18 protein-coding genes and 2 tRNA genes are annotated in these 20,960 nt (G+C 55.5%); 11 read left to right on the forward strand and 9 right to left on the reverse strand.

Features of this window, described 5'->3' with window-relative positions; all coding sequences use genetic code 11:
- Positions 1–20: 20 nt before the first annotated feature.
- Positions 21–3,983 carry a trifunctional transcriptional regulator/proline dehydrogenase/L-glutamate gamma-semialdehyde dehydrogenase gene (gene putA, locus USH94_RS17585; RefSeq protein WP_111964492.1) on the reverse strand — a complete coding sequence of 1,321 codons (3,963 nt, stop codon included), beginning with the start codon at positions 3,981–3,983 and terminating at the stop codon, positions 21–23.
- Between the two features lie 423 nt (positions 3,984–4,406).
- Here putA and putP point away from each other — a divergent pair, with 423 nt between their 5' ends.
- Both putP and USH94_RS17595 read left to right on the forward strand, forming a co-directional pair.
- Positions 4,407–5,915, forward strand: a complete 1,509-nt coding sequence (gene putP, locus USH94_RS17590) for a sodium/proline symporter PutP (RefSeq protein WP_111964491.1) — start codon at positions 4,407–4,409, stop codon at positions 5,913–5,915.
- A 117-nt stretch (positions 5,916–6,032) separates the two neighbouring features.
- Positions 6,033–6,452, forward strand: a complete 420-nt coding sequence (locus USH94_RS17595) for a DUF3574 domain-containing protein (protein ID WP_032648964.1) — start codon at positions 6,033–6,035, stop codon at positions 6,450–6,452.
- Between the two features lie 70 nt (positions 6,453–6,522).
- Here the strand turns inward: USH94_RS17595 and USH94_RS17600 are convergent, their stop codons facing one another.
- Complete coding sequence (locus USH94_RS17600) at positions 6,523–7,707, reverse strand: NupC/NupG family nucleoside CNT transporter (protein WP_111964490.1); 1,185 nt, start codon at positions 7,705–7,707, stop codon at positions 6,523–6,525.
- A 251-nt stretch (positions 7,708–7,958) separates the two neighbouring features.
- Between USH94_RS17600 and efeU the strand changes: the two genes are divergently transcribed.
- The 4 genes from efeU (at position 7,959) to phoH (ending at position 12,539) form a co-directional block, all read left to right on the forward strand.
- Positions 7,959–8,792, forward strand: a complete 834-nt coding sequence (efeU, locus tag USH94_RS17605; RefSeq protein WP_111964489.1) for an iron uptake transporter permease EfeU — start codon at positions 7,959–7,961, stop codon at positions 8,790–8,792.
- A 41-nt stretch (positions 8,793–8,833) separates the two neighbouring features.
- Positions 8,834–9,961, forward strand: a complete 1,128-nt coding sequence (gene efeO / locus USH94_RS17610; protein WP_111964488.1) for an iron uptake system protein EfeO — start codon at positions 8,834–8,836, stop codon at positions 9,959–9,961.
- A 5-nt stretch (positions 9,962–9,966) separates the two neighbouring features.
- Complete coding sequence (gene efeB, locus USH94_RS17615; RefSeq protein WP_111964487.1) at positions 9,967–11,250, forward strand: iron uptake transporter deferrochelatase/peroxidase subunit; 1,284 nt, start codon at positions 9,967–9,969, stop codon at positions 11,248–11,250.
- Positions 11,251–11,750: 500 nt separating this feature from the next.
- The gene (gene phoH / locus USH94_RS17620) at positions 11,751–12,539 is read left to right on the forward strand and encodes a phosphate starvation-inducible protein PhoH (protein WP_024908976.1); all 789 of its coding nucleotides are present in this window, start codon (positions 11,751–11,753) and stop codon (positions 12,537–12,539) included.
- A 189-nt stretch (positions 12,540–12,728) separates the two neighbouring features.
- On the opposite strand, the gene USH94_RS17625 is transcribed toward phoH, so the two are convergent.
- Positions 12,729–12,816 (reverse strand) — tRNA-Ser (locus USH94_RS17625).
- Positions 12,817–13,044: 228 nt separating this feature from the next.
- Positions 13,045–13,905, reverse strand: coding sequence for a pirin family protein (locus tag USH94_RS17630; RefSeq protein WP_111964485.1), 861 nt, complete (start codon positions 13,903–13,905; stop codon positions 13,045–13,047).
- Positions 13,906–14,014: 109 nt separating this feature from the next.
- On the opposite strand from USH94_RS17630, the gene USH94_RS17635 reads away from it, so the two are divergent.
- Positions 14,015–14,920, forward strand: coding sequence for a LysR family transcriptional regulator (locus USH94_RS17635; RefSeq protein WP_111964484.1), 906 nt, complete (start codon positions 14,015–14,017; stop codon positions 14,918–14,920).
- Positions 14,921–15,055: 135 nt separating this feature from the next.
- Here the strand turns inward: USH94_RS17635 and USH94_RS17640 are convergent.
- Positions 15,056–15,143, reverse strand: a tRNA-Ser gene (locus USH94_RS17640).
- A gap of 232 nt (positions 15,144–15,375) precedes the next feature.
- Here USH94_RS17640 and ghrA point away from each other — a divergent pair.
- The 4 genes from ghrA to USH94_RS17660 all read left to right on the forward strand — a co-directional run bounded on the left by ghrA (position 15,376) and on the right by USH94_RS17660 (position 18,291).
- Entirely contained in the window at positions 15,376–16,314 is a 939-nt protein-coding gene (gene ghrA / locus USH94_RS17645; RefSeq protein ID WP_111964483.1) for a glyoxylate/hydroxypyruvate reductase GhrA, read from the forward strand.
- Between the two features lie 84 nt (positions 16,315–16,398).
- Positions 16,399–17,136 carry a phosphatase gene (locus USH94_RS17650; protein WP_111964482.1) on the forward strand — a complete coding sequence of 246 codons (738 nt, stop codon included), beginning with the start codon at positions 16,399–16,401 and terminating at the stop codon, positions 17,134–17,136.
- Between the two features lie 21 nt (positions 17,137–17,157).
- Positions 17,158–17,712 (forward strand): molecular chaperone, encoded by a 555-nt coding sequence (locus USH94_RS17655; protein ID WP_033145180.1) that lies wholly within the window; start codon positions 17,158–17,160, stop codon positions 17,710–17,712.
- Positions 17,713–17,808: 96 nt separating this feature from the next.
- The gene (locus tag USH94_RS17660; protein WP_146749032.1) at positions 17,809–18,291 is read left to right on the forward strand and encodes a DUF1097 domain-containing protein; all 483 of its coding nucleotides are present in this window, start codon (positions 17,809–17,811) and stop codon (positions 18,289–18,291) included.
- A 43-nt stretch (positions 18,292–18,334) separates the two neighbouring features.
- On the opposite strand, the gene csgG is transcribed toward USH94_RS17660, so the two are convergent.
- From csgG to csgD, 4 genes are read right to left on the reverse strand one after another with little or no spacing between them, the layout of a single operon-like run.
- Positions 18,335–19,168: a curli production assembly/transport protein CsgG gene (csgG, locus tag USH94_RS17665; protein WP_021240792.1), complete on the reverse strand. Its 834-nt coding sequence runs from the start codon at positions 19,166–19,168 to the stop codon at positions 18,335–18,337.
- 26 nt (positions 19,169–19,194) lie between these two features.
- Entirely contained in the window at positions 19,195–19,608 is a 414-nt protein-coding gene (gene csgF / locus USH94_RS17670; protein WP_023311106.1) for a curli production assembly/transport protein CsgF, read from the reverse strand.
- Positions 19,609–19,631: 23 nt separating this feature from the next.
- Positions 19,632–20,021, reverse strand: a complete 390-nt coding sequence (gene csgE, locus USH94_RS17675) for a curli production assembly/transport protein CsgE (RefSeq protein ID WP_008500845.1) — start codon at positions 20,019–20,021, stop codon at positions 19,632–19,634.
- A gap of 4 nt (positions 20,022–20,025) precedes the next feature.
- Positions 20,026–20,676, reverse strand: coding sequence for a biofilm master transcriptional regulator CsgD (csgD, locus tag USH94_RS17680; protein ID WP_021240790.1), 651 nt, complete (start codon positions 20,674–20,676; stop codon positions 20,026–20,028).
- Between the last annotated feature and the right edge of the window lie 284 nt (positions 20,677–20,960).

Raw genomic sequence — 20,960 nt, forward strand, 5'->3', positions numbered from 1 at the left:
GGAGCCTTATTAGCACAGCGTTAACCTATTGTCATCAGACTGGCGTTACCGCCCGCCGCCGCGGTGTTGACGCTGAGCGAGCGCTCCACATACAGACGCTCCAGCAGCAGGTTGGTTTCCCCGCGCGCAAAGCCCTGCACCGAAACAATCGCCCCGCTGCGGGCCGCAACCTGCTCGCACAGCTCGCGCAGCTGATCGGAATCACCGTGGTAGATCACCGCATCAAACGGCTGTGTCAGCAGGATATCGGCTTTCGCAAAGCGAATGCGGGCCGAGACCGCCTTCGGCAGCTGTTTGGCGAGATCGCGATGCAGAGCATCTTCCGGCCACAGCACTTCACAGCCGGTTGCCATGGCGGCGGCCAGCTGTACCAGCGCGTCCTGCTCGTTATCCGCCACGCACAGCACGCGCTCGCGCGGCATCAACGTCCAGGTGTTGCGCTCGCCGGTTGGTCCCGGAAGCAGACGCTGCGTACCGGCCTGCGCCAGCTCGCCGTACTGCTGTGCGACAGCACGCAGTTCAGGACGTTTTTCCGCCCAGGCGATCAGCGCCTCCAGCGGCTGGGTCAGTACGGTTTTCAGCTGTGCATCGACCGGATACTCCGCATCCTGGCGAGCCAGGGTGACGCCCAGCGCGTTCTCCGGACGGTTCGCCAGCAGACGGTACAGGTAGAGCGGACCGCCCGCTTTCGGACCGGTGCCGGAAAGGCCTTCACCGCCGAACGGCTGTACGCCCACGACCGCGCCAACCATGTTGCGGTTAACGTACAGGTTGCCCACTTTGGCGCTGCCGGTCACCTGCGCAATGGTCTCGTCGATACGGGTATGCACGCCGAGCGTCAGGCCATAGCCGGAGGCGTTGATCTGCTCAACCAGCTCGTTGAGGTTGTTACGGTTGTAGCGCACCACGTGCAGTACCGGACCGAAGACCTCTTTTTTCAGCTCGTCAAAGCTTGCCAGCTCAATCAGCGTTGGTGGCACAAAGGTGCCGGTCCGCCACTCGCGGGCGTCTTCGCTGTTCTCGCGCACCGCCTGGAACACCGGGCGGCCTTTCGCGCGCATGCTCTGAATGTGGTTTTCAATATTGGCTTTGGCTTCCGCGTCGATCACCGGCCCAATGTCGGTGGTGAGACGGCCCGGGTTGCCCATGCGGCATTCGGCCATCGCGCCGCGCAGCATCTTCAGCGTGTGGTCTGCCACGTCATCCTGCAGGCACAGCACGCGCAGGGCGGAGCAGCGCTGACCGGCGCTGTCGAAGGCGGAGGCCAGGACGTCAACCACCACCTGCTCGGTGAGGGCGGAGGAGTCAACGATCATGGCGTTCATGCCGCCGGTTTCCGCGATGAGTGGCGTAGGACGACCCTGCGCATCCAGACGGGTGGCAATGTTGCGCTGCAGCAGCGAGGCCACTTCGGTCGAACCAGTAAACATCACGCCGCGCACGCGGTTATCGGAGGTCAGTTTGGCGCCCACGGTTTCACCGCGGCCCGGCAGCAGCTGGACCACGCCCGCCGGTACGCCTGCCTCCAGAAGAATGTTGATGCCCTGCGCGGCAATCAGCGGGGTCTGCTCTGCCGGTTTTGCCAGCACGCTGTTGCCTGCGGCCAGGGCGGCGGCAATCTGGCCGGAGAAGATCGCCAGCGGGAAGTTCCACGGGCTGATACAGACGACCGGACCCAGCGGACGGTGGGTTTCGTTATCGAAATCATCGCGCACCTGACCGGCATAGTAGTGCAGGAAGTCGACGGCCTCGCGTACTTCGGCGATGGCGTTGCTGAAGGTTTTACCCGCTTCGCGCACCAGAATGCCGATGAGCGACTGCATCTGATCTTCCATCAGCACCGCCGCGCGTTCCAGAATGGCGGCGCGCTCCTGCGGCGGCGTGGCGAACCAGATAGGGGCGTTATTCACCGCACTGTCCAGCGCCTGATCCACTTCCTCTTCTGTCGCTTCACGCACGTAGCCGACGATATCTTTTGGCTCTGCCGGGTTGATGACCGGCTGCATGTCGCCGTCATCAACGGGCTGCTCCAGCATCGGTTTGGCCTGCCACTTCTGCAGCGCGCTGTTGAGCAGGGCAGAGGAGAGGGACGCCAGACGGTGTTCGTTGGCGAGATCCAGACCCGCCGAGTTGACGCGGCCTTTGCCGTACAGCTCGCGCGGCAGGGCAATTTTTGGATGCGGCAGACCAATCTGGCCTTCCTGCGCGGCCATCTTCTCAACGGCCTGTACCGGGTCGGCCACCAGCTCGTCCAGCGGCAGCGTGGTGTCAGCGATGCGGTTAACGAAGGAGGTGTTCGCGCCGTTTTCCAGCAGACGACGAACCAGGTACGCCAGCAGGGTTTCGTGCGTGCCCACCGGAGCATAGATACGGCACGGGCGGTTTAGCTTGCCGTCCGCCACTTTACCTGTGACCTGCTCGTAAAGCGGTTCACCCATGCCGTGCAGGCACTGGAACTCGTACTGGCCTGGATAGTAGTTTTGCCCGGCCAGACTGTAGATCGCCGCCAGGGTGTGGGCGTTATGGGTAGCGAACTGCGGAAAGATCAGGTTTGGCACGCCGAGCAGCTTTTTCGCACAGGCGAGGTAAGAGACGTCGGTGTAAACCTTGCGGGTATAGACCGGGTAGCCTTCCAGACCTTCCATCTGGGCGCGTTTGATTTCGCTGTCCCAGTAGGCGCCTTTCACCAGACGGATCATCAGGCGACGGCGGCTGCGGCTGGCAAGGTCAATCAAGTAATCAATGACGAACGGGCAGCGCTTCTGGTAGGCCTGGATAACGAAGCCAATCCCGTTCCAGCCTGCCAGCTCCGGCTCGAAGCACAGTTTTTCCAGCAGATCGAGGGAGATCTCCAGACGGTCGGCCTCTTCGGCGTCGATGTTAATGCCGATGTCATACTGGCGCGCCAGCAGGGTCAGGGATTTCAGGCGCGGGTAGAGCTCTTCCATCACCCGGTCGTACTGCGCGCGGCTGTAGCGCGGGTGCAGGGCGGAGAGCTTAATCGAGATGCCCGGGCCTTCATAAATACCGCGACCGTTGGACGCTTTACCGATGGCGTGGATCGCCTGCTGGTAAGAAACCATGTAGGCCTGCGCGTCGGCGGCGGTCAGGGCCGCTTCACCGAGCATGTCGTACGAATAGCGGAAACCTTTGTCTTCCAGCTTGCGGGCGTTCGCCAGCGCTTCGGCAATGGTTTCCCCGGTCACAAACTGTTCGCCCATCAGACGCATCGCCATGTCCACGCCCTTGCGGATCAGCGGCTCGCCGCTCTTGCCGATGATGCGGTTCAGGGAGCGTGACAGGTTGGCTTCGTTATGGGTCGAAACCAGTTTGCCGGTAAACAGCAGGCCCCAGGTTGCCGCGTTAACGAACAGCGACGGGCTGCGGCCAATGTGCGAATGCCAGTTGCCGTTGCTGATCTTGTCGCGGATCAGCGCGTCGCGGGTGGCTTTATCCGGAATACGCAGCAGCGCTTCCGCCAGGCACATCAGCGCCACGCCTTCCTGAGAGGAGAGGGAGAACTCCTGCAGCAAACCCTGAACCATTCCGGCGCGGCCGGTGGCGGTTTTCTGGTTGCGCAGCTTGTCGGCTAACTGATACGCCAGGCTGTGCGCCTGTGCGGCAATGGCTTCCGGCAGGCGAGCCTGCTCCAGCAGCATCGGCACGGCGTCGGTTTCGGCGCGGCGGTAGGCGCCGGTAATGGCGGCGCGGCTGACGGACTGCGGCAGGATCTGCTCGGCAAATTCAAGGAACGGCTGATGGCTTTCGTCGCCAGCGGCCGGCGCGTCCTCGCTTTCATTGGCGGCGCCGGCGAGCAGGGCAGGCAGCTCCGGCAGGCCCTCGTCGCTCTCGAGTCTTTCGAGATAGTTAAAAATCGCCTGCTTAATTAACCAGTGCGGCGTGCGGTCAATGCGGGTTGCTGCGGTCTTAATCCGTTCGCGGGTCGCGTCATCCAGCTTAACCCCCATGGTGGTCATACCCATGCCAAAGCTCCTGTTGTTCTGTAATAGCGTTCTGTAGATAGCGTGAAATATCCTCCATGTTGCAACTTTGTGCAACCGTGTTAAATGTGACCTGGTTTGCAACCCAGAAAATGAATGGATTGTTAACGAATGGTTAGCTGGAAAAACGTGCTGGCTTTGTCGCGGAAAGCCTGGTTTTATGCGGAAGTTAACACTTTTCAAAGGTGCAACCCGTAAAAGCGTGAGCGAGTGCAACCTATAGGAAACTCGTATCAAACCGGGGATGAAATTGATGTAAATGCAGTGTTAAATCGTTTGTCAGCGGAGGGCGCATACGGCAGGATAGCGCGCCCAACCGAAACACAAGATACCGTCACCTCGTTCCGGTGATCATATAACAAGGCAACCCGGACGGTTGTCGCTCGACACTTTTGGAGAATTTGAATGGCTATTAGCACACCGATGCTGGTGACATTTCTCGTTTATATTTTTGGCATGATCCTGATAGGGTTTTTGGCGTGGCGTTCTACAAAGAACTTTGACGACTACATTCTGGGCGGACGCAGTTTAGGCCCGATGGTGACCGCACTCTCTGCGGGCGCATCCGACATGAGCGGCTGGCTGCTGATGGGGCTGCCCGGTGCGATTTTCATCTCCGGTATCTCGGAAAGCTGGATCGCAATCGGTTTGACCGTCGGCGCGTGGATCAACTGGAAGCTGGTGGCAGGCCGTCTGCGCGTGCATACCGAAGCCAATAACAACGCCCTGACGCTGCCGGATTACTTCACCGGACGTTTTGAAGATAACAGCCGCATCCTGCGTATTATCTCTGCGGTGGTTATCCTGCTGTTCTTCACCATCTACTGCGCCTCCGGCATCGTGGCCGGCGCGCGCCTGTTCGAAAGCACCTTCGGCATGAGCTACGAAACCGCTCTGTGGGCCGGTGCCGCTGCGACCATTCTCTATACCTTCGTGGGCGGGTTCCTGGCGGTAAGCTGGACCGACACCGTGCAGGCGAGCCTGATGATCTTCGCCCTGATCCTGACCCCGGTGATTGTGATTTTCACCGTTGGCGGCTTTGGCGAATCGCTGGAAGTGATCAAGCAGAAGAGCATTGAAAACGTCGACATGCTGAAAGGGCTGAACTTCGTGGCCATCGTCTCTCTGATGGGCTGGGGTCTGGGCTACTTCGGTCAGCCGCACATTCTGGCGCGCTTTATGGCGGCGGATTCTCACCACACCATCGTACATGCCCGTCGCATCAGTATGACGTGGATGATCCTGTGTCTGGCGGGTGCGTGCGCTGTTGGCTTCTTCGGTATCGCCTACTTCAGCAACAACCCGGCGCAGGCGGGTGCGGTGAACCAGAACGCCGAACGCGTGTTCATTGAGCTGGCGCAGATTCTGTTTAACCCGTGGATTGCCGGTATTCTGCTCTCCGCGATCCTGGCGGCGGTGATGTCCACCCTGAGCTGCCAGCTGCTGGTCTGCTCCAGTGCGATCACCGAAGACCTCTATAAAGCCTTCCTGCGTAAAAACGCAAGCCAGAAAGAGCTGGTGTGGGTCGGGCGCTTCATGGTGCTGGCGGTAGCGCTGGTGGCGATTGCGCTGGCGGCTAACCCGGAGAACCGCGTGCTGGGTCTTGTTAGCTACGCGTGGGCGGGCTTCGGTGCGGCATTTGGTCCGGTCGTCCTGTTCTCCGTCATGTGGTCCCGTATGACCCGTAACGGCGCGCTGGCGGGAATGATTATCGGTGCGGTGACCGTTATCGTCTGGAAACAGTTCGCCTGGCTGGGCCTGTACGAAATCATTCCTGGCTTCATCTTCGGCAGCATCGGTATCGTGGTGTTTAGCCTGCTGGGTAAAGCGCCGTCTGCCTCCATGCAGAAACGCTTTGCGGAAGCCGACGCGCATTACCACACTGCGCCGCCGTCTAAGCTTCAGGCAGAATAATTTTTCTCGCTGCACAATACAGGCCGGGTGAGCGCAAGCGCCACCCGGCTTTTTTCTTGCCAAAATCCGTAATTTCCTGTGATATCCATGTGCTTATAACAATGAGGATAGCGAAGCATGACAATCAAAACAGGGTTAATGGCGGCGGCATTATTGATGCTGGCGGGCTGCAACGCGCCATCGCAGCATGCGGCGGTGGAGACCTGCAAAGCGGATAACCAGATGCAGCAAACCACGCTCTATTTCGGCTTAAACCGTCCTGCCGGGGCACAGATTACCAGCAACGAGTGGCAGCAGTTTGTTGACCAGGACGTGACGCCACGCTTTCGCGATGGCTTAACGGTGTTTGATGCGCGCGGGCAATGGCTGGGGAACGACGGGAAAGTGGCGCGCGAGCCGAGCAAGGCGTTGATGCTGATACATGGAAAAGATGCGCAGAGCGAGAAGAACATCGAAGCGTTGCGCGGGATTTATAAGTCACGCTTCGCGCAGGAGTCGGTGATGCGTGTCGACCAGCCGGTGTGCGTGCAGTTTTAATGAAAACGGCGGGAATTCCCGCCGTTGTTGTTTTGTAGGCCGGGTATGCGAAGCGCCACCCGGCATTGCATCAGAGCACCAACCCCGCAAAGCTCGCCGACAGTAAACTTACCAGCGTTGCTCCATACACCAGACGCAGGCCGAAACGCGACACCACGTTCCCCTGCTGCTCGTTAAGACCCTTAATCGCTCCGGCCACAATGCCGATGGATGCGAAGTTCGCGAACGACACCAGGAAGACGGATAAAATCCCTAGCCCGCGCGGGGACATCTGATGAGCGATTTTTTGCAGCTCAATCATCGCCACAAATTCATTCGCCACCAGCTTAGTCGCCATAATACTGCCCGCGTTCAGGGCGTCACCCAGCGGAATACCCACCAGCCACGCCAGGGGATAAAATACATAGCCCAGAATCTGCTGGAAACTCATGCCAAATACGCTAGAGAAGAGGGCGTTAACGGCGCTAATAAGCGCGATAAAGCCAATCAGCATCGCCAGAATAATCATCGCCACTTTAAAACCGGCCAGAATATACTCGCCGAGCATTTCGAAGAAGCTCTGCGATTCATGCAGTTTTTCCAGCTTGATATCCGGCTCCGCTTCCGGGCGTGCCGGGTTGATGACCGAAAGAATAATAAAGGTGCTGAACATGTTCAGAATCAGCGCCGCGACGACAAAGTTAGCATCGAGCATGGTCATATACGCCCCGACAATCGACAGGGAGACCGTCGACATCGCCGTGGCTGCCATGGTGAAGAGACGACGGGAAGAGAGATCCCCCAGCACGCCCTTGTAGGCAATGAAGTTTTCCGACTGGCCGAGTATCAGCGAGCTAACCGCGTTAAAGGATTCCAGCTTACCCATGCCGTTCAGTTTCGACAGCAGCGTACCGATCACCCGAATAAAAATCGGCAGGATCCGCCAGTGCTGAAGAATACCAATCAGCGCGGAAATAAAAATAATTGGGCAAAGCACGCCGAGGAAAATGAACGCCAGCCCTTTTTCACCCATACCGCCAAAGACGAAATTGGTGCCTTCGCCAGCAAATTTGAGCAGTGACTCAAAAAATCCCGAAACGTATTTAATCAGGAATAACCCGCTTTCGGCGTGCAGGAAAAAGAACGCCAGGGCAATTTCAATGACAATCAGCTGTAAAACAAAACGAATGCGAATTTTTCGGCGGTCGAAACTTACCAGCCAGGCAAGCGCGAGAATAATAACCAGCGCCAGCAGGAAATGGACAATTTTAAACATAATTTATTTTCACCAGGTGTTTGAGGCGGATATTTAGCCACAGCCCTGAATCAGCGTAAATGGGCATTTTCGTTATAACTTATAAAGTTGAACGTAACGTATGTAACTATTATCAGGCTGGGCGTTTACAACTCGTCATCAAAACACCGCACATTTCGCTTGTTTTTCTTTTCGCCGTAATGATAATCACTATCACAAGAATTTACCTTTCTTTGCATCAGTTGACCGCGATAAACATTTAAGGTGTCGGCATGTTTGTTCCATTTCTCATTATGTTACGTGAAGGGCTCGAAGCCGCCCTTATCGTGAGCCTCATCGCCAGTTATCTGAAGCGAACCCAGCGCGGACGCTGGATTGGCGTCATGTGGGTCGGGGTATTCCTTGCCGCGGCGCTCTGCCTGGGCTTAGGTGTCCTCATCAACGAAACCACCGGCGAGTTCCCGCAGAAAGAGCAGGAGCTGTTTGAAGGTATCGTCGCCGTGATTGCGGTGGTGATCCTCACCTGGATGGTGTTCTGGATGCGTAAAGTCTCGCGTAACGTGAAGGTGCAGCTGGAGCAGGCGGTGGACAATGCCCTGCAGAAGGGGAACAACCACGGCTGGGCGCTCATTATGATGGTCTTTTTCGCCGTCGCGCGTGAAGGCCTGGAGTCTGTTTTCTTCCTGCTGGCGGCGTTTCAGCAGGATGTGGGGATCTGGCCGCCGCTCGGGGCCATGCTGGGTCTCGCCACGGCCGTGGTGCTTGGTTTCCTGCTGTACTGGGGCGGTATCCGCCTGAACCTGGGCGCTTTCTTCAAGTGGACCAGCCTGTTTATTCTGCTGGTGGCGGCAGGGCTGGCGGCAGGGGCGATTCGCGCCTTCCATGAAGCGGGCCTGTGGAACCACTTCCAGGACGTCGCGTTCGACCTTAGCAACGTGCTCTCCACGCACTCTCTGACCGGCACTCTGCTCGAAGGTATCTTCGGCTATCAGGAAACGCCGAGCGTCAGCGAAGTGGCGATTTACTTTATCTATCTGGTTCCGGCGCTGGTGCTGTTCGCAATGCCGCCGCGTACCGGCACGCAGGCGTCTCGCGTTACGCCATAATAGTTGATTTAGTTACAACATACTTTTTAAAGGGAAGAGTCATGGCAATTCAGTTCCGTCGTAGTGCGTTATGCGCAGGCATTGCCGCGCTGTTCGCTTCTGCATTCTCCGCCTGGGGCGCGGATGTTCCTCAGGTTAAAGTCACCGTTAATGATAAGCAGTGTGAGCCGATGACCCTCACGGTGAACAGCGGCAAAACCCAGTTTATTATTCAGAACCACAGCCAGAAGGCGCTGGAATGGGAGATCCTGAAAGGCGTTCTGGTGGTGGAAGAGCGTGAAAATATCGCTCCTGGCTTCAGCCAGAAGATGACCGCCAACCTGCAGCCGGGCGAGTATGAGATGACCTGCGGCCTGCTGACCAACCCTAAAGGGAAGCTGATCGTCAAAGGTGAAGCGACGGCCGATGCGGCGAAAGGCGCTGCGGTGCTGAGCCTGGGCGATGCGATTACCGCGTATAAAGCGTACGTCACGAAAGAGACGGCAGATCTGGCAGCGGCAACCAAAGCCTTTACCGATGCGGTGAAGGCCGGTGACATCGAAAAAGCGAAATCCCTCTATGCGCCAACACGTCAGCACTACGAGCGTATCGAGCCGATCGCCGAGCTGTTCTCTGACCTTGATGGCAGCATCGACGCCCGCGAAGATGATTTCGAGCAGAAGGCCGCCGATCCGAAATTCACCGGTTTCCACCGTCTGGAGAAAGCCCTGTTTGGCGACAACTCCACCAAAGGGATGGAGAAATACGCTGAGCAGCTGAACGGCGACGTGCTGGAGCTGCAAAAGCGCATCAGCGAGCTGGCCTTCCCGCCGTCAAAAGTGGTGGGCGGCGCGGCCGGCCTGATTGAAGAAGTAGCCGCGAGCAAAATCAGCGGCGAAGAAGATCGCTACAGCCATACCGACCTGTGGGACTTCCAGGCCAACGTCGACGGCGCGCAGAAAATCGTTAACCTCCTGCGTCCTCAGCTGCAGAAAGAGAACGGCGAGCTGCTGGGCAAGGTGGATGCCAACTTCAAAAAAGTCGACACCATCCTGGCGAAGTACCGCACCAAAGACGGGTTTGAGACCTACGACAAGCTGACCGACGCTGACCGTAACGCGCTGAAAGGCCCGATTACCGCCCTGGCGGAAGATCTCTCCCTGCTGCGTGGCGTACTGGGTCTGGACTAAGCACGATGAATAAGCATAGCGAGAACGACGTGGTTGAGCCTTCCCGTCGTCGGTTGTTAAAAGGGGTAGGGGCGCTGGGGGGCGCGCTTGCTCTGGCTGGCGGGTGTCCGGTAGCGCACGCGGCGAAACCGCAAAGCGCGCCCGGCACGCTGTCACCCAATGCCCGCATGGAGACGCAGCCGTTTTATGGCGAGCATCAGGCGGGCATCCTGACGCCGCAGCAGGCGTCGATGATGCTGGTGGCCTTTGATTCGCTGGCCAGCGATAAAGCCGATCTGGAACGTCTGTTCCGCCTGCTGACGAAGCGCATTGCGTTTCTCACCGCCGGTGGACCGGCGCCCGATACGCCGAACCCGCGTCTGCCGCCAATGGACTCCGGCATTCTGGGGCCGTTTATCGCCCCTGACAACCTGACCATTACCGTTTCGCTGGGGGAATCGCTGTTTGATACACGCTATGGGCTGGCAAAACAGAAGCCGAAAGCGCTGCAGAAAATGACGCGTTTCCCGAATGACTCGTTGGACGCTGCGCTGTGTCATGGCGACCTGCTTCTGCAAATTTGTGCCAACACCCAGGATACGGTGATCCACGCCCTGCGCGACATCATCAAGCACACGCCGGATCTGCTAAGCGTGCGCTGGAAGCGGGAAGGGTTTATCTCGGACCACGCCGCCCGCAGCAAGGGGAAAGAGACCCCGGTGAACCTGCTGGGCTTCAAGGACGGCACGGCCAACCCGGACAGCCGCGATGGTGCGCTCATGAAGGAGGTGGTGTGGGTCACTGCCGATCAGGGCGAACCGGCATGGGCGGTGGGCGGCAGCTACCAGGCGGTGAGGATTATCCAGTTCCACGTGGAGTTCTGGGACCGCACGCCGCTCAAAGAGCAGCAGACGATCTTCGGTCGCGATAAGCAAAGCGGCGCGCCGCTCGGCATGAAGAACGAGCATGACGTGCCCGACTACGCCAGCGATCCTAATGGCGATGTGATTGCGCTGGACAGCCACATTCGTCTGGCCAATCCTCGCACCAAAGAGACGCAGTCCAGTCTGATGATGCGTCGGGGATACAGCTACTCGCTCGGCGTGACTAACTCCGGTCAGCTCGATATGGGGCTGCTGTTCGTCTGCTACCAGCACGATCTGGAAAAGGGCTTCCTCACCGTGCAGAAGCGCTTAAACGGAGAGGCGCTGGAAGAGTACATTAAACCTATCGGCGGAGGCTATTTCTTTGCCCTGCCGGGCGTGCGCGACAGCAGCGCGTATCTCGCTCAGAGTCTTATTGAAGCCTGATAATTGTCCCTGCGACGATTCGCAGGGACATTATTTTTTCATATGACTATCCTGCTGTTATATTTCTGTAATATTTCTATATGAGACTGATTTCAACTGTAGGGACAGTCCTAAAAGTTGCATTCAGGTAAAATAAATGTTGCATTTATGATAACTCCTGATGTACTTAAGATAAGACAGCGGTAGTTCCCGGCAGTGATGCTGAATCACTATGGAGATCGCGAATGGTTGCGTCCTGTACTGGACAAGGTAAACATAACAACCGCAGCACCCGGCGCGGAGGCTCAGACTCCGGCAGCGATTTCCTCACCACTAAATTTTCCCCCCTCCCTCAAGAATCTGATTCGACCGACGTGCAGAACGGTGCGCGTAGCTGTTCCGTATCGTCATCCGATAGTGCAAGCAATGGCTTACAAGGAAGCCAACCCTCTGATGTTCGTGCGCATAATCGTGCCGACGCTGGCGCGTGTGATGAATACCAACAACTCAAGGTGCTATCCATGGGAAGACAAAAAGCAGTGATCAAAGCTCGTCGCGAAGCAAAACGTGTGCTGAGACGGGATTCACGTAGCCATAAACAGCGTGAAGAAGAATCGGTCACCTCGCTTGTGCAGATGAGTGGCGTAGAAGCAATTGGCATGGCCCGAGACAGCCGTGATAATTCTCCAATTGTGGCGCGCAATGAGGCTCAGGCGCACTACCTGAATGCTATCGAGAGTAAACAGCTCATCTTTGCAACCGGTGAAGCCGGATGCGGGAAAACCTGGATCAGTGCAGCCAAAGCGGCGGAAGCGCTGATCCATAAGGACGTGGAAAGAATCATTGTTACCCGTCCGGTACTGCAGGCTGATGAAGATCTCGGCTTCTTGCCCGGTGATATTTCGGAGAAGTTTGCCCCGTACTTCAGGCCCGTCTATGACGTGCTGGTGAAGCGGCTGGGTGCATCCTTCATGCAGTACTGCCTGCGGCCAGAGATTGGCAAGGTGGAAATCGCGCCGTTCGCCTATATGCGCGGACGTACATTTGAAAATGCGGTCGTCATTCTTGACGAGGCTCAGAACGTGACCGCTGCGCAAATGAAGATGTTTTTAACGCGCCTCGGGGAGAACGTGACGGTTATCGTTAACGGCGATATTACCCAGTGTGACCTGCCGTCCGGCGTTAAATCCGGACTGAGCGACGCCATGTCACGTTTTGAGGAAGATGAGATGATTGGGGTGGTACGTTTCACCAAAGAGGACTGCGTGCGATCGGCGCTCTGCCAGCGCACGCTGCAAGCGTATTACTGAGTTTGCTGTTGCGTTCAAGGCCCGGGAAACCGGGCTTTGATTTTGTGCGGGCAGCCTGTTCGCTGCGCTCACAGTCTGTCCAACTGGCTGCGCCAGTTGTCGAACCCCGGTCGGGGATTCTCATCCCCCCTTTTCGGAGAATATAAAAGAAAAAAGCCCGTACTTTCGTACGAGCTCTCATCTTAAATATGGCGGTGAGGGGGGGATTCGAACCCCCGATACGTTGCCGTATACACACTTTCCAGGCGTGCTCCTTCAGCCACTCGGACACCTCACCATATTGTTTTGCTGCCTGACCGCTTGGGGGGCAACGGGGCGCTACTATAGGGAGTTGCGCTGACACGGTCAAGCAGATTTTCAGCTTTAGTGCCTGTTCGGTTAAGCAATAATCAGCTCCACGGTTTTTCGCCGTGGAGCAGGGGATTAACGCTGCGAATCGAGAACTTCACGGTTTAAGCGGGCGCTGGATCTCGGAGATCACAGCGGCAGTCCTCCTTTATTACGTTCAGATCTGGCCGAAGCGGCCGGAATTGAAATCACGAATGGCTTCATTGATTTCACTCTTAGTGTTCATCACAAACGGGCCATAGCCCGCGATCGGTTCATTCAGCGGCTCGCCGGCCATCAACAGCACTTTTGCATCGCTGTTCGCCTCCAGGTGTAGTTTGTCACCTTCCTGACTCAATACGACCAGCTGGGCTTCACCCGCCTGAGTTGCACCGTTCACCGTGATGTTGCCTTCAAGCACGACCAGCGCCGTGCTCCAGCCTTCAGGCTTATTGAGCGTCAGATGGCATCCCTGGTTCAGCGCGATGTCCCAGACGTTAAGCGGCGAGAAGGTGTGCGCCGGGCCTGTCACCGTGTCGTAGCGACCGGCAATAACTCGCAGCGAACCGCTGTTATCCGGCAGCGTCACCACCGGGATGTCGGCTTTCGTGATGCTCTGGTAGCCCGGTGCCGCCATCTTGTCTTTCGCCGGCAGGTTGACCCAAAGCTGCATCATTTTCAGTTCCCCGCCTTTCTGTGAGAACGCGCTGGAGTGGAACTCCTCGTGCAAAATGCCTGCCCCTGCGGTCATCCACTGCACGTCGCCGGGACCAATGACGCCGCCTTTACCCGTGGAGTCGCGATGCTCCACTTCACCGGCATAGACGATAGTGACCGTTTCAAAACCCCGGTGAGGGTGTTGGCCTACGCCGCGTTTCGCGCCATCAGCAGGAAAGGTATATGGGCCCGCGTAGTCCAGCAGCAGGAACGGGCTGAGCGGCTCGCCGTGCGTCTGATAAGAAAACATTGAACGGACCGGGAAACCATCGCCAACCCAGTGCTGGCGGGGAGCGGTATAAACGCCTGTTACGTTTTTCATGATTAACTCCTGATGTTCTGTTGATGTAATTAGCTTATATTCAGGTTCAATATCCCGGTAGATAGTGAAAATGGCATTCACTGTTCTGAAAATAGAACGATGAGGTTTTATGCAGGATCTCAATGACTTTGTCTGGTTTGTGAAGGTGGTGGACTTCGGTGGCTTTGCTGCGGCGGGAAGGGCGCTTGACCTGCCAAAGTCCAGGCTAAGCCGCCGGATAGCGCAGCTGGAAGAGCGTCTTGGCGTACGGCTCATCCATAGAACAACCCGGCATTTTACGGTGACCGAGGTCGGCCAGACGTTCTATCAGCACTGCAAAGCGATGATGGTGGAGGCCGAGGCTGCCGAGGAAGCCGTGGCGGCACTGCAGGCCGAACCGCGCGGTATCGTCAGGATCACGTGCCCGATAACCTTACTGCATGTCCACGTTGGTCCGATGCTGGCAAGATTTATGGCGCGCTACCCCGGGATCAATCTTCAGCTTGAGGCGACTAACCGGCGGGTAGATCTGGTGGGAGAGGGCGTGGATATCGCGATCCGCGTACGCCCGCGTCCGTTTGATGACAGTGACCTGGTGTTAAGGGTGCTGGCTGACCGGGGGCATTGCCTGGTGGCAAGCCCGGCGTTGATTGCCCGTCTGGGGGAACCGTCAATGCCGTCTGAACTCAGCGCCTGGCCTGGATTAAGTATGGGGGAGGGAAAGCACAACCATAAGTGGGCACTTTCCGGACCCGACGGGGCGAAAGCGGAGATCCATTACCATCCCCGTTTGATCAGTACGGATATGCTCGCGCTGCGTGAAGCCGCCATGGCAGGTATTGGCGTGGTGCAGTTGCCGATTTTGATGGTGAAGGAGCAGCTTGTGTCCGGTGAGCTGGTCCGGGTGCTTGAGGCATGGGAACCCAGACGGGAAGTGATTCACGCCGTTTATCCTTCAAGACGCGGTTTGCTGCCCTCCGTTAGGGCGCTGGTGGATTTTCTGACCGAAGAGTATGCGAAGATGGTGGAAGAGTAGTTTTTTCCGGGTCGGGTAAGCGCAGCGCCACTCGACATGAGTTTCGCACAGAGCCACAAGGTTTGAACCCCCCCCTGTATGCGGGCAACATGCGAAAAAAAAGCCCGCATTTTCATGCGAGCTCTTCTTTAAATATGGCGGTGAGGGGGGGATTCGAACCCCCGATACGTTGCCGTATACACACTTTCCAGGCGTGCTCCTTCAGCCACTCGGACACCTCACCATATTGTCATCCCGTTGTTGACGGGACGGGCGCTAATGTAAGGAAAAGCCGAACTGCCGTCAACTCACTTTTTCAGTAATTTAGCGCGTTTAGACAAACTTCAGGCAATATGATTCTTAAATGTGCATAAAATGCCTCTTTTATCAGCAACGCGGTTTCCTTATAAATTTGTTATGCTGACAATCCACTTGAAAATGAAAGCAAAACAGCGCAATAAAAGGCAGGAATGACCATGGATATTCTCTTCTATCACCCTACATTTGATAACGCTTACTGGATTGACGCACTTTCGGCGGCGCTGCCCGGCGCACGCGTACGCGAGTGGAAGCGCGGCGATAATGAACATGCTGACTATGCGCTGGTCTGGCATCCTCCGGTAGAAATGCTCCAGGGCCGCAAGCTGAAGGCCGTTTTTGCCCTGGGAGCCGGCGTGGATTCCATTCTGAGCAAACTTAAGGCACACCCTGAAATGCTGCCGGAAGACGTTCCACTGTTCCGCCTGGAAGATACCGGAATGGGCCAGCAGATGCAGGAATATGCCGTGAGCCAGGTTCTGCACTGGTTCCGCCGCTTTGATGACTATCAGGCATTTAAACAGCAGGCCCGCTGGGAGCCGCTGCCGGATTATCGTCGTGAAGACTTTACCATCGGCATCCTCGGCGCGGGCGTGCTTGGCTCAAAAGTGGCTGAAGCCCTTGCTCCGTGGGGCTTTCCGCTGCGCTGCTGGAGTCGCAGCCGCAAAGATTATCCGGGCGTAGAGAGCTTTGCCGGGACGGATGAACTCCCGGCCTTTCTGAACGGGACGCGCGTGCTCATCAACCTGCTGCCCAATACGGCGGAAACGGTCGGTATCATTAATGAAGCGTTGCTCAATCAGCTCGTCGATCGGAGCTACCTGATGAACCTGGCGCGCGGGGTGCATCTGGTCGAGCCCGATCTGCTGAAGGCGCTGGACAGTGGAAAGCTTAAAGGTGCCATGCTGGATGTCTATAGCCGTGAGCCGCTACCCGCGGAAAGCCCGCTTTGGGCGCACCCGCGCGTCGCGATGACCCCTCACGTGGCCGCCGTGACGCGTCCGGCAGAAGCGGTGGCGTATATATCACATACCATCAGCGAACTGGAAAAGGGTAACCCGGTCACCGGCCAGGTCGACAGACAGCGCGGCTACTGAGATAAACCCGGCGTTCGCCGGGTTTTTGCTAATATTCGCCGCTGATAACTGCTATCCTTTGGAAAAACCGCAGAGGAGAGAGAGATGTATCCCGTTGACCTGCATATGCACACCGTCGCCAGTACCCACGCTTATAGCAACCTCCATGATTATATCGCCCAGGCGAAGCTTAAAGGCATCAAGCTGTTCGCGATCACCGATCATGGCCCGGATATGGCTGATGCGCCGCACTACTGGCATTTTGTGAATATGCGGATCTGGCCACGTCTGGTGGACGGCATTGGGATACTGCGCGGCATTGAGGCAAACATCAAAAATACCGACGGTGAGATCGACTGCACCGGCCCGATGCTGACGTCTCTTGACCTTATCCTCGCCGGCTTCCATGAGCCGGTTTTTGCTCCTCAGGATAAAGAGACCAATACCGCGGCGATGATTGCCACCATTGCCAGCGGCAATGTGCACATTATCAGCCATCCCGGTAACCCAAAATATCCGATTGATATTCAGGCTGTCGCGCAGGCGGCAGCGAAGCACCGCGTGGCGCTGGAGATTAATAACTCCTCTTTTGTTCACTCGCGTAAGGGCAGTGAAGCCAACTGTCGCGCCGTGGCGGCCGCCGTGCGTGATGCGGGCGGCATGGTGGCGTTGGGCTCAGATTCCCATACCGCGTTCACGCTGGGTGATTTCAGCGAGTGCCTGAAAGTGCTGAATGATGTTAACTTCCCGGAAGCGCAAATCCTGAACGTGACCCCACGCCGCATGCTCGATTTCCTTGAGTCCCGCGGAATGGAGCCGATTGCCGAATTTGCCGATCTTTAATTGTGTAATGGAATAATAAAAATGAACGAGTTTTCCATCCTCTGCCGCGTGCTGGGTACGCTCTATTATCGCCAGCCGCAAGACCCGCTGTTGGTTCCGCTTTTTACGTTGATTCGTGAAGGCAAACTGGCGCAGAACTGGCCGCTGGAACAGGATGATTTACTGGAACGTCTGCAAAAAAGCTGCGACATGCAGCAGATTGCGACGGACTACAATGCGCTGTTTGTCGGCGATGAGTGCCGCGTTTCGCCATACCGCTCAGCCTGGCAGGACGGGGCGACGGAAGCCGAAGTCCGCGCTTTCCTCTCCACCCGCGGTATGCCGCTGAGCGATACGCCGGCGGATCATATCGGTACGCTGCTGCTTGCTGCCTCCTGGATCGAAGACAACGCCGGGGATGATGAGAACGAAGCTATTGAAACCCTGTTCGAAACGTACCTGCTGCCGTGGGTCGGAACATTCCTTGGTAAAGTCGAAGCGCATGCTACCTCGCCATTCTGGAGAACGCTGGCACCGCTGACCCGCGACGCGATCGCGGCGATGTGGGATGAGCTGGAAGAAGAGAATGAAGAGTGATTTAGATCACATAAATTCTGCAACTACGCATTTCAATTTGCACATAATGTGCTTCTGATCGCATTTCTATGGTGCGCTTCTGCTAAGATGCGCGCCATGAACATATTACTTTGTATCGCAATAACGACGGGCATTCTCTCCGGGCTTTGGGGATGGGTGGCCATGTCTCTCGGATTACTCAGCTGGGCCGGATTCCTTGGCTGTACGGCCTATTTCGCCTGCCCGCAGGGGGGCGTCAAAGGGCTCTTTATCTCTGGCTGCACCCTGATGAGCGGCGTTATCTGGGCGCTGGTGATCATGAAAGGCAGCGCGCTGGCGCCGCATCTGGAGATGCTGGGATACGTGATGACGGGCGTTGTTGCCTTTTTAATGTGCATCCAGGCTAAGCATCTGCTGCTTTCATTTGTTCCTGGAACCTTTATGGGGGCGTGTGCGACCTTTGCAGGGCAGGGTGACTGGAAGCTGGTGGTCCCCTCACTGGTGCTGGGGTTGCTGTTTGGCTATGCCATGAAAAACAGTGGTCTTTGGCTGGCGTCGCGGCGGGAAAAAGCGCAAAACGTCACGGCAGTGAGCGAATAAAAAAAGGCGAGATGATCATCTCGCCTTTTTTATGCGCTTCCTGTCAGGATTCCGGAGGGACTGACATATCGCGGTATTTCACCAGTATCGGGTTCTGCACGTCTGCTTTGTTTTGCAGATCCCACAGCCCGCGGTCAATACCGTCGTTGATTAAGAAGATCACGCCGGTTTCAATGGCTGACATCAGACACATCATGACCGGCTCGTTGGAGGTGTAGCCAATTTCACCCTCCAGCAAACGCTGGTAATCGATGAAGCGGAATACCCCTGCCTGAACTTCATAGGACAGTATGGTTTTGCTGGTGTTCACCGAAGAGAGCACTTCGCCTGTACTGACGTTGACCACACGCAGGTTAACGGCAATTTGGTCGAGCTGGTATTGGGTATCCGCGCCGATACCGAAATACCGCGCGCCCGCTCCACCCGATTTAACGTTACTTTCGTAGCCAATAATCGATCCTTCAATCATCACGTTCGCTGCCGCCAGAGATTCCAGAGGCGTACGGTTATTGGCCGCGACGGTACCATTTTCCTGTGCTGCACGAATGATTTTACGTTCATTCAACAGGTTCTGGAGACCCTGACGTTCCAGGGGAATAAACCAGTGCGAATCCTTGAGCGCGGTAACCAGCATCGCGGTGGCGCTTTGCGGCACGGCCGTGGAGAAGTTACTTGCCGGGTAAGGTTTGAATTGCCCGGTTTCATCCTGAATGTTGTATACGGAGACAAATATTTTCCCCGTTGGAGCAGGTAAATGCGTTAAATCACGATAACTCTGGGCCCGAGGCATTAATGTAGGTTTTGCAGCTTCTTTAGGTGGAGCAGTTAAACAACCGCTCAATAAGCACACTGCAACAAAAATCAGGAAGCGCTGCATGATCGTTGTCCTTATTTAGCTATTGTTTAAAAGTCAGTTGAATTACTTTGTAGACCGGAAACCTGAATGGTGGAGATTCTTCCGGTTTTACGATCGGTCACGTTCAACTGAAGCTGTCCGTCAGTGTTGGCGATATCAACGATAAAGTCGTTGGTCACCATCCGGCCGGGTTTACCGGTATTAATGTTGGTCAGTAACCCACCTAAAATCTGCGACTGAATAGCTTGAGTGAAGTTGTCCAGTGCGGACGGGGTATCAATGCTAAAATCCTTTAAGCTGGGATCCTTATAGGAGTTTTGCGCCTGAGCTTCATTCAGCAGGAACGCGCCGTTGTTAGGGTTACCGCCAAAGTTAGGGTTACGGAACTGAAACGTCATGTTTCCGGCCCAGCTTATGGGTGTTATCAGCATTATCGAAACAACTGCATATGCAATACGCATGACAGCCTCCGCATATCGGTTCGCTAGAACTCGTCTTTTGCTAAATCGCTGGTGCTTAATAGGGCTTTATCTATTTGCAGGCGATTAATAGCGTCTTCTGATTGTGCCAGTGCCAGGGCTACGTTTTTATCGAAGTCCATTTTTGTGGGGAATAAAAACGTTTGATAAATAACGTACTGATTAGCCGTTATTGTTATCCAACTTCCCCATCGTGCACTGGGCCGCTCATTGATTGTTATATTTCCGGTATAAGTACTGTCCCATTTATCACTAAAGGCACGGTAAAAACTGTGCCCGACCGATGAGACAGTGTGGTCTGTTAACAATCCGGGAACTTCGACCTCGACGGCCTTCAGATTCCCGGCAGCGAGCAGGAAACTCGCTGCGGCGATCCAACTCAACGTGCGCTTCATGTGATTAACGCCTGAGGTTATCGTTTGCCCACGAAACAGCCTGAGTTCTGTTTTTTACAGCTATCTTCTTGAAAAGATTATAAAGGTGCGTCTTTACCGTATTTTCGCTGATAAATAACGAACGGGCGATTTCAATATTTGAAGCACCAATGCGTAACTTATTCAGGATCTCTTTCTCACGGTGCGTGAGCAGTGCTGACTCTGAGCTGTTATAACGATAATTTCCCGAGTGCGTGATGAGATAACTGGCAAGCTTTTGCGAAAAATAACACTCTCCGCGCAATATACCTTGCAGACCCTCAACTACCCGGTCTTCTTCTTCTGTGACGTAGAACACGCCATTGATATGCGGCCAGCTTTCAATATCTCTGAAAGGATATTCATCAGGCGTATTCAACAATAGCACGCGGATATTGTTGTTTTTCCTGCTTAAAATATCTTGCCAGTAATGGATAAGTTTTTTATCCGCTTCCATCATATCGAAAAGAATGATGCTGCCAGGTGCAATATCATCAAAAGAACGTTGAATATTATGCAATTTCCCGTTCAGTGATAAAGATTGCTTTAAATGTTGTAATAATGCTGTCGCTTGCAGAGAAGGTTTTGTGATCAACAGTAATGTATGACCATGTAAACTATGGACTTCATTATACATGATGAAACCCCACTTTATTTGGCACCTGGCAGCTGTCCTCCTGTTTAAAAGAGGACACCAGAAGTACTGACAGATGTTGCACTGCTGTGTGTAGAATCAGACCATAACCTCCACGGGGAGGTAAATATAAAACCAATTTCGTACATCTAATTTCAATCTAGCTTTTACGAAGTTTAAAGCAAGTGTTAAACATGTAACATAATGTAAAAATCAATATTAATTTGTGAAATTCGGTTGTTTTGAATGGCGAGAATTGATGAGAAAGTTGTACACATAAATAGATC

The sequence above is a fragment of the Enterobacter sp. 148H3 genome, from assembly GCF_034107425.1.
Taxonomy (GTDB): Bacteria; Pseudomonadota; Gammaproteobacteria; order Enterobacterales; family Enterobacteriaceae; genus Enterobacter; species Enterobacter vonholyi.

Excerpts from the sequence above, each read along its gene's own strand:
- putA (WP_111964492.1), bottom strand. The coding sequence starts at position 3,983 with ATGGGTATGACCACCATGGGGGTTAAGCTGGATGACGCGACCCGCGAA.
- efeO (WP_111964488.1), top strand. The coding sequence starts at position 8,834 with ATGGCAATTCAGTTCCGTCGTAGTGCGTTATGCGCAGGCATTGCCGCG.
- USH94_RS17650 (WP_111964482.1), top strand. The coding sequence starts at position 16,399 with ATGTATCCCGTTGACCTGCATATGCACACCGTCGCCAGTACCCACGCT.
- USH94_RS17595 (WP_032648964.1), top strand. The coding sequence starts at position 6,033 with ATGACAATCAAAACAGGGTTAATGGCGGCGGCATTATTGATGCTGGCG.
- USH94_RS17660 (WP_146749032.1), top strand. The coding sequence starts at position 17,809 with ATGAACATATTACTTTGTATCGCAATAACGACGGGCATTCTCTCCGGG.
- ghrA (WP_111964483.1), top strand. The coding sequence starts at position 15,376 with ATGGATATTCTCTTCTATCACCCTACATTTGATAACGCTTACTGGATT.
- USH94_RS17655 (WP_033145180.1), top strand. The coding sequence starts at position 17,158 with ATGAACGAGTTTTCCATCCTCTGCCGCGTGCTGGGTACGCTCTATTAT.
- USH94_RS17635 (WP_111964484.1), top strand. The coding sequence starts at position 14,015 with ATGCAGGATCTCAATGACTTTGTCTGGTTTGTGAAGGTGGTGGACTTC.
- csgF (WP_023311106.1), bottom strand. The coding sequence starts at position 19,608 with ATGCGTATTGCATATGCAGTTGTTTCGATAATGCTGATAACACCCATA.
- csgD (WP_021240790.1), bottom strand. The coding sequence starts at position 20,676 with ATGTATAATGAAGTCCATAGTTTACATGGTCATACATTACTGTTGATC.
- csgE (WP_008500845.1), bottom strand. The coding sequence starts at position 20,021 with ATGAAGCGCACGTTGAGTTGGATCGCCGCAGCGAGTTTCCTGCTCGCT.
- USH94_RS17630 (WP_111964485.1), bottom strand. The coding sequence starts at position 13,905 with ATGAAAAACGTAACAGGCGTTTATACCGCTCCCCGCCAGCACTGGGTT.
- USH94_RS17600 (WP_111964490.1), bottom strand. The coding sequence starts at position 7,707 with ATGTTTAAAATTGTCCATTTCCTGCTGGCGCTGGTTATTATTCTCGCG.
- csgG (WP_021240792.1), bottom strand. The coding sequence starts at position 19,168 with ATGCAGCGCTTCCTGATTTTTGTTGCAGTGTGCTTATTGAGCGGTTGT.
- efeU (WP_111964489.1), top strand. The coding sequence starts at position 7,959 with ATGTTTGTTCCATTTCTCATTATGTTACGTGAAGGGCTCGAAGCCGCC.
- phoH (WP_024908976.1), top strand. The coding sequence starts at position 11,751 with ATGGGAAGACAAAAAGCAGTGATCAAAGCTCGTCGCGAAGCAAAACGT.
- putP (WP_111964491.1), top strand. The coding sequence starts at position 4,407 with ATGGCTATTAGCACACCGATGCTGGTGACATTTCTCGTTTATATTTTT.
- efeB (WP_111964487.1), top strand. The coding sequence starts at position 9,967 with ATGAATAAGCATAGCGAGAACGACGTGGTTGAGCCTTCCCGTCGTCGG.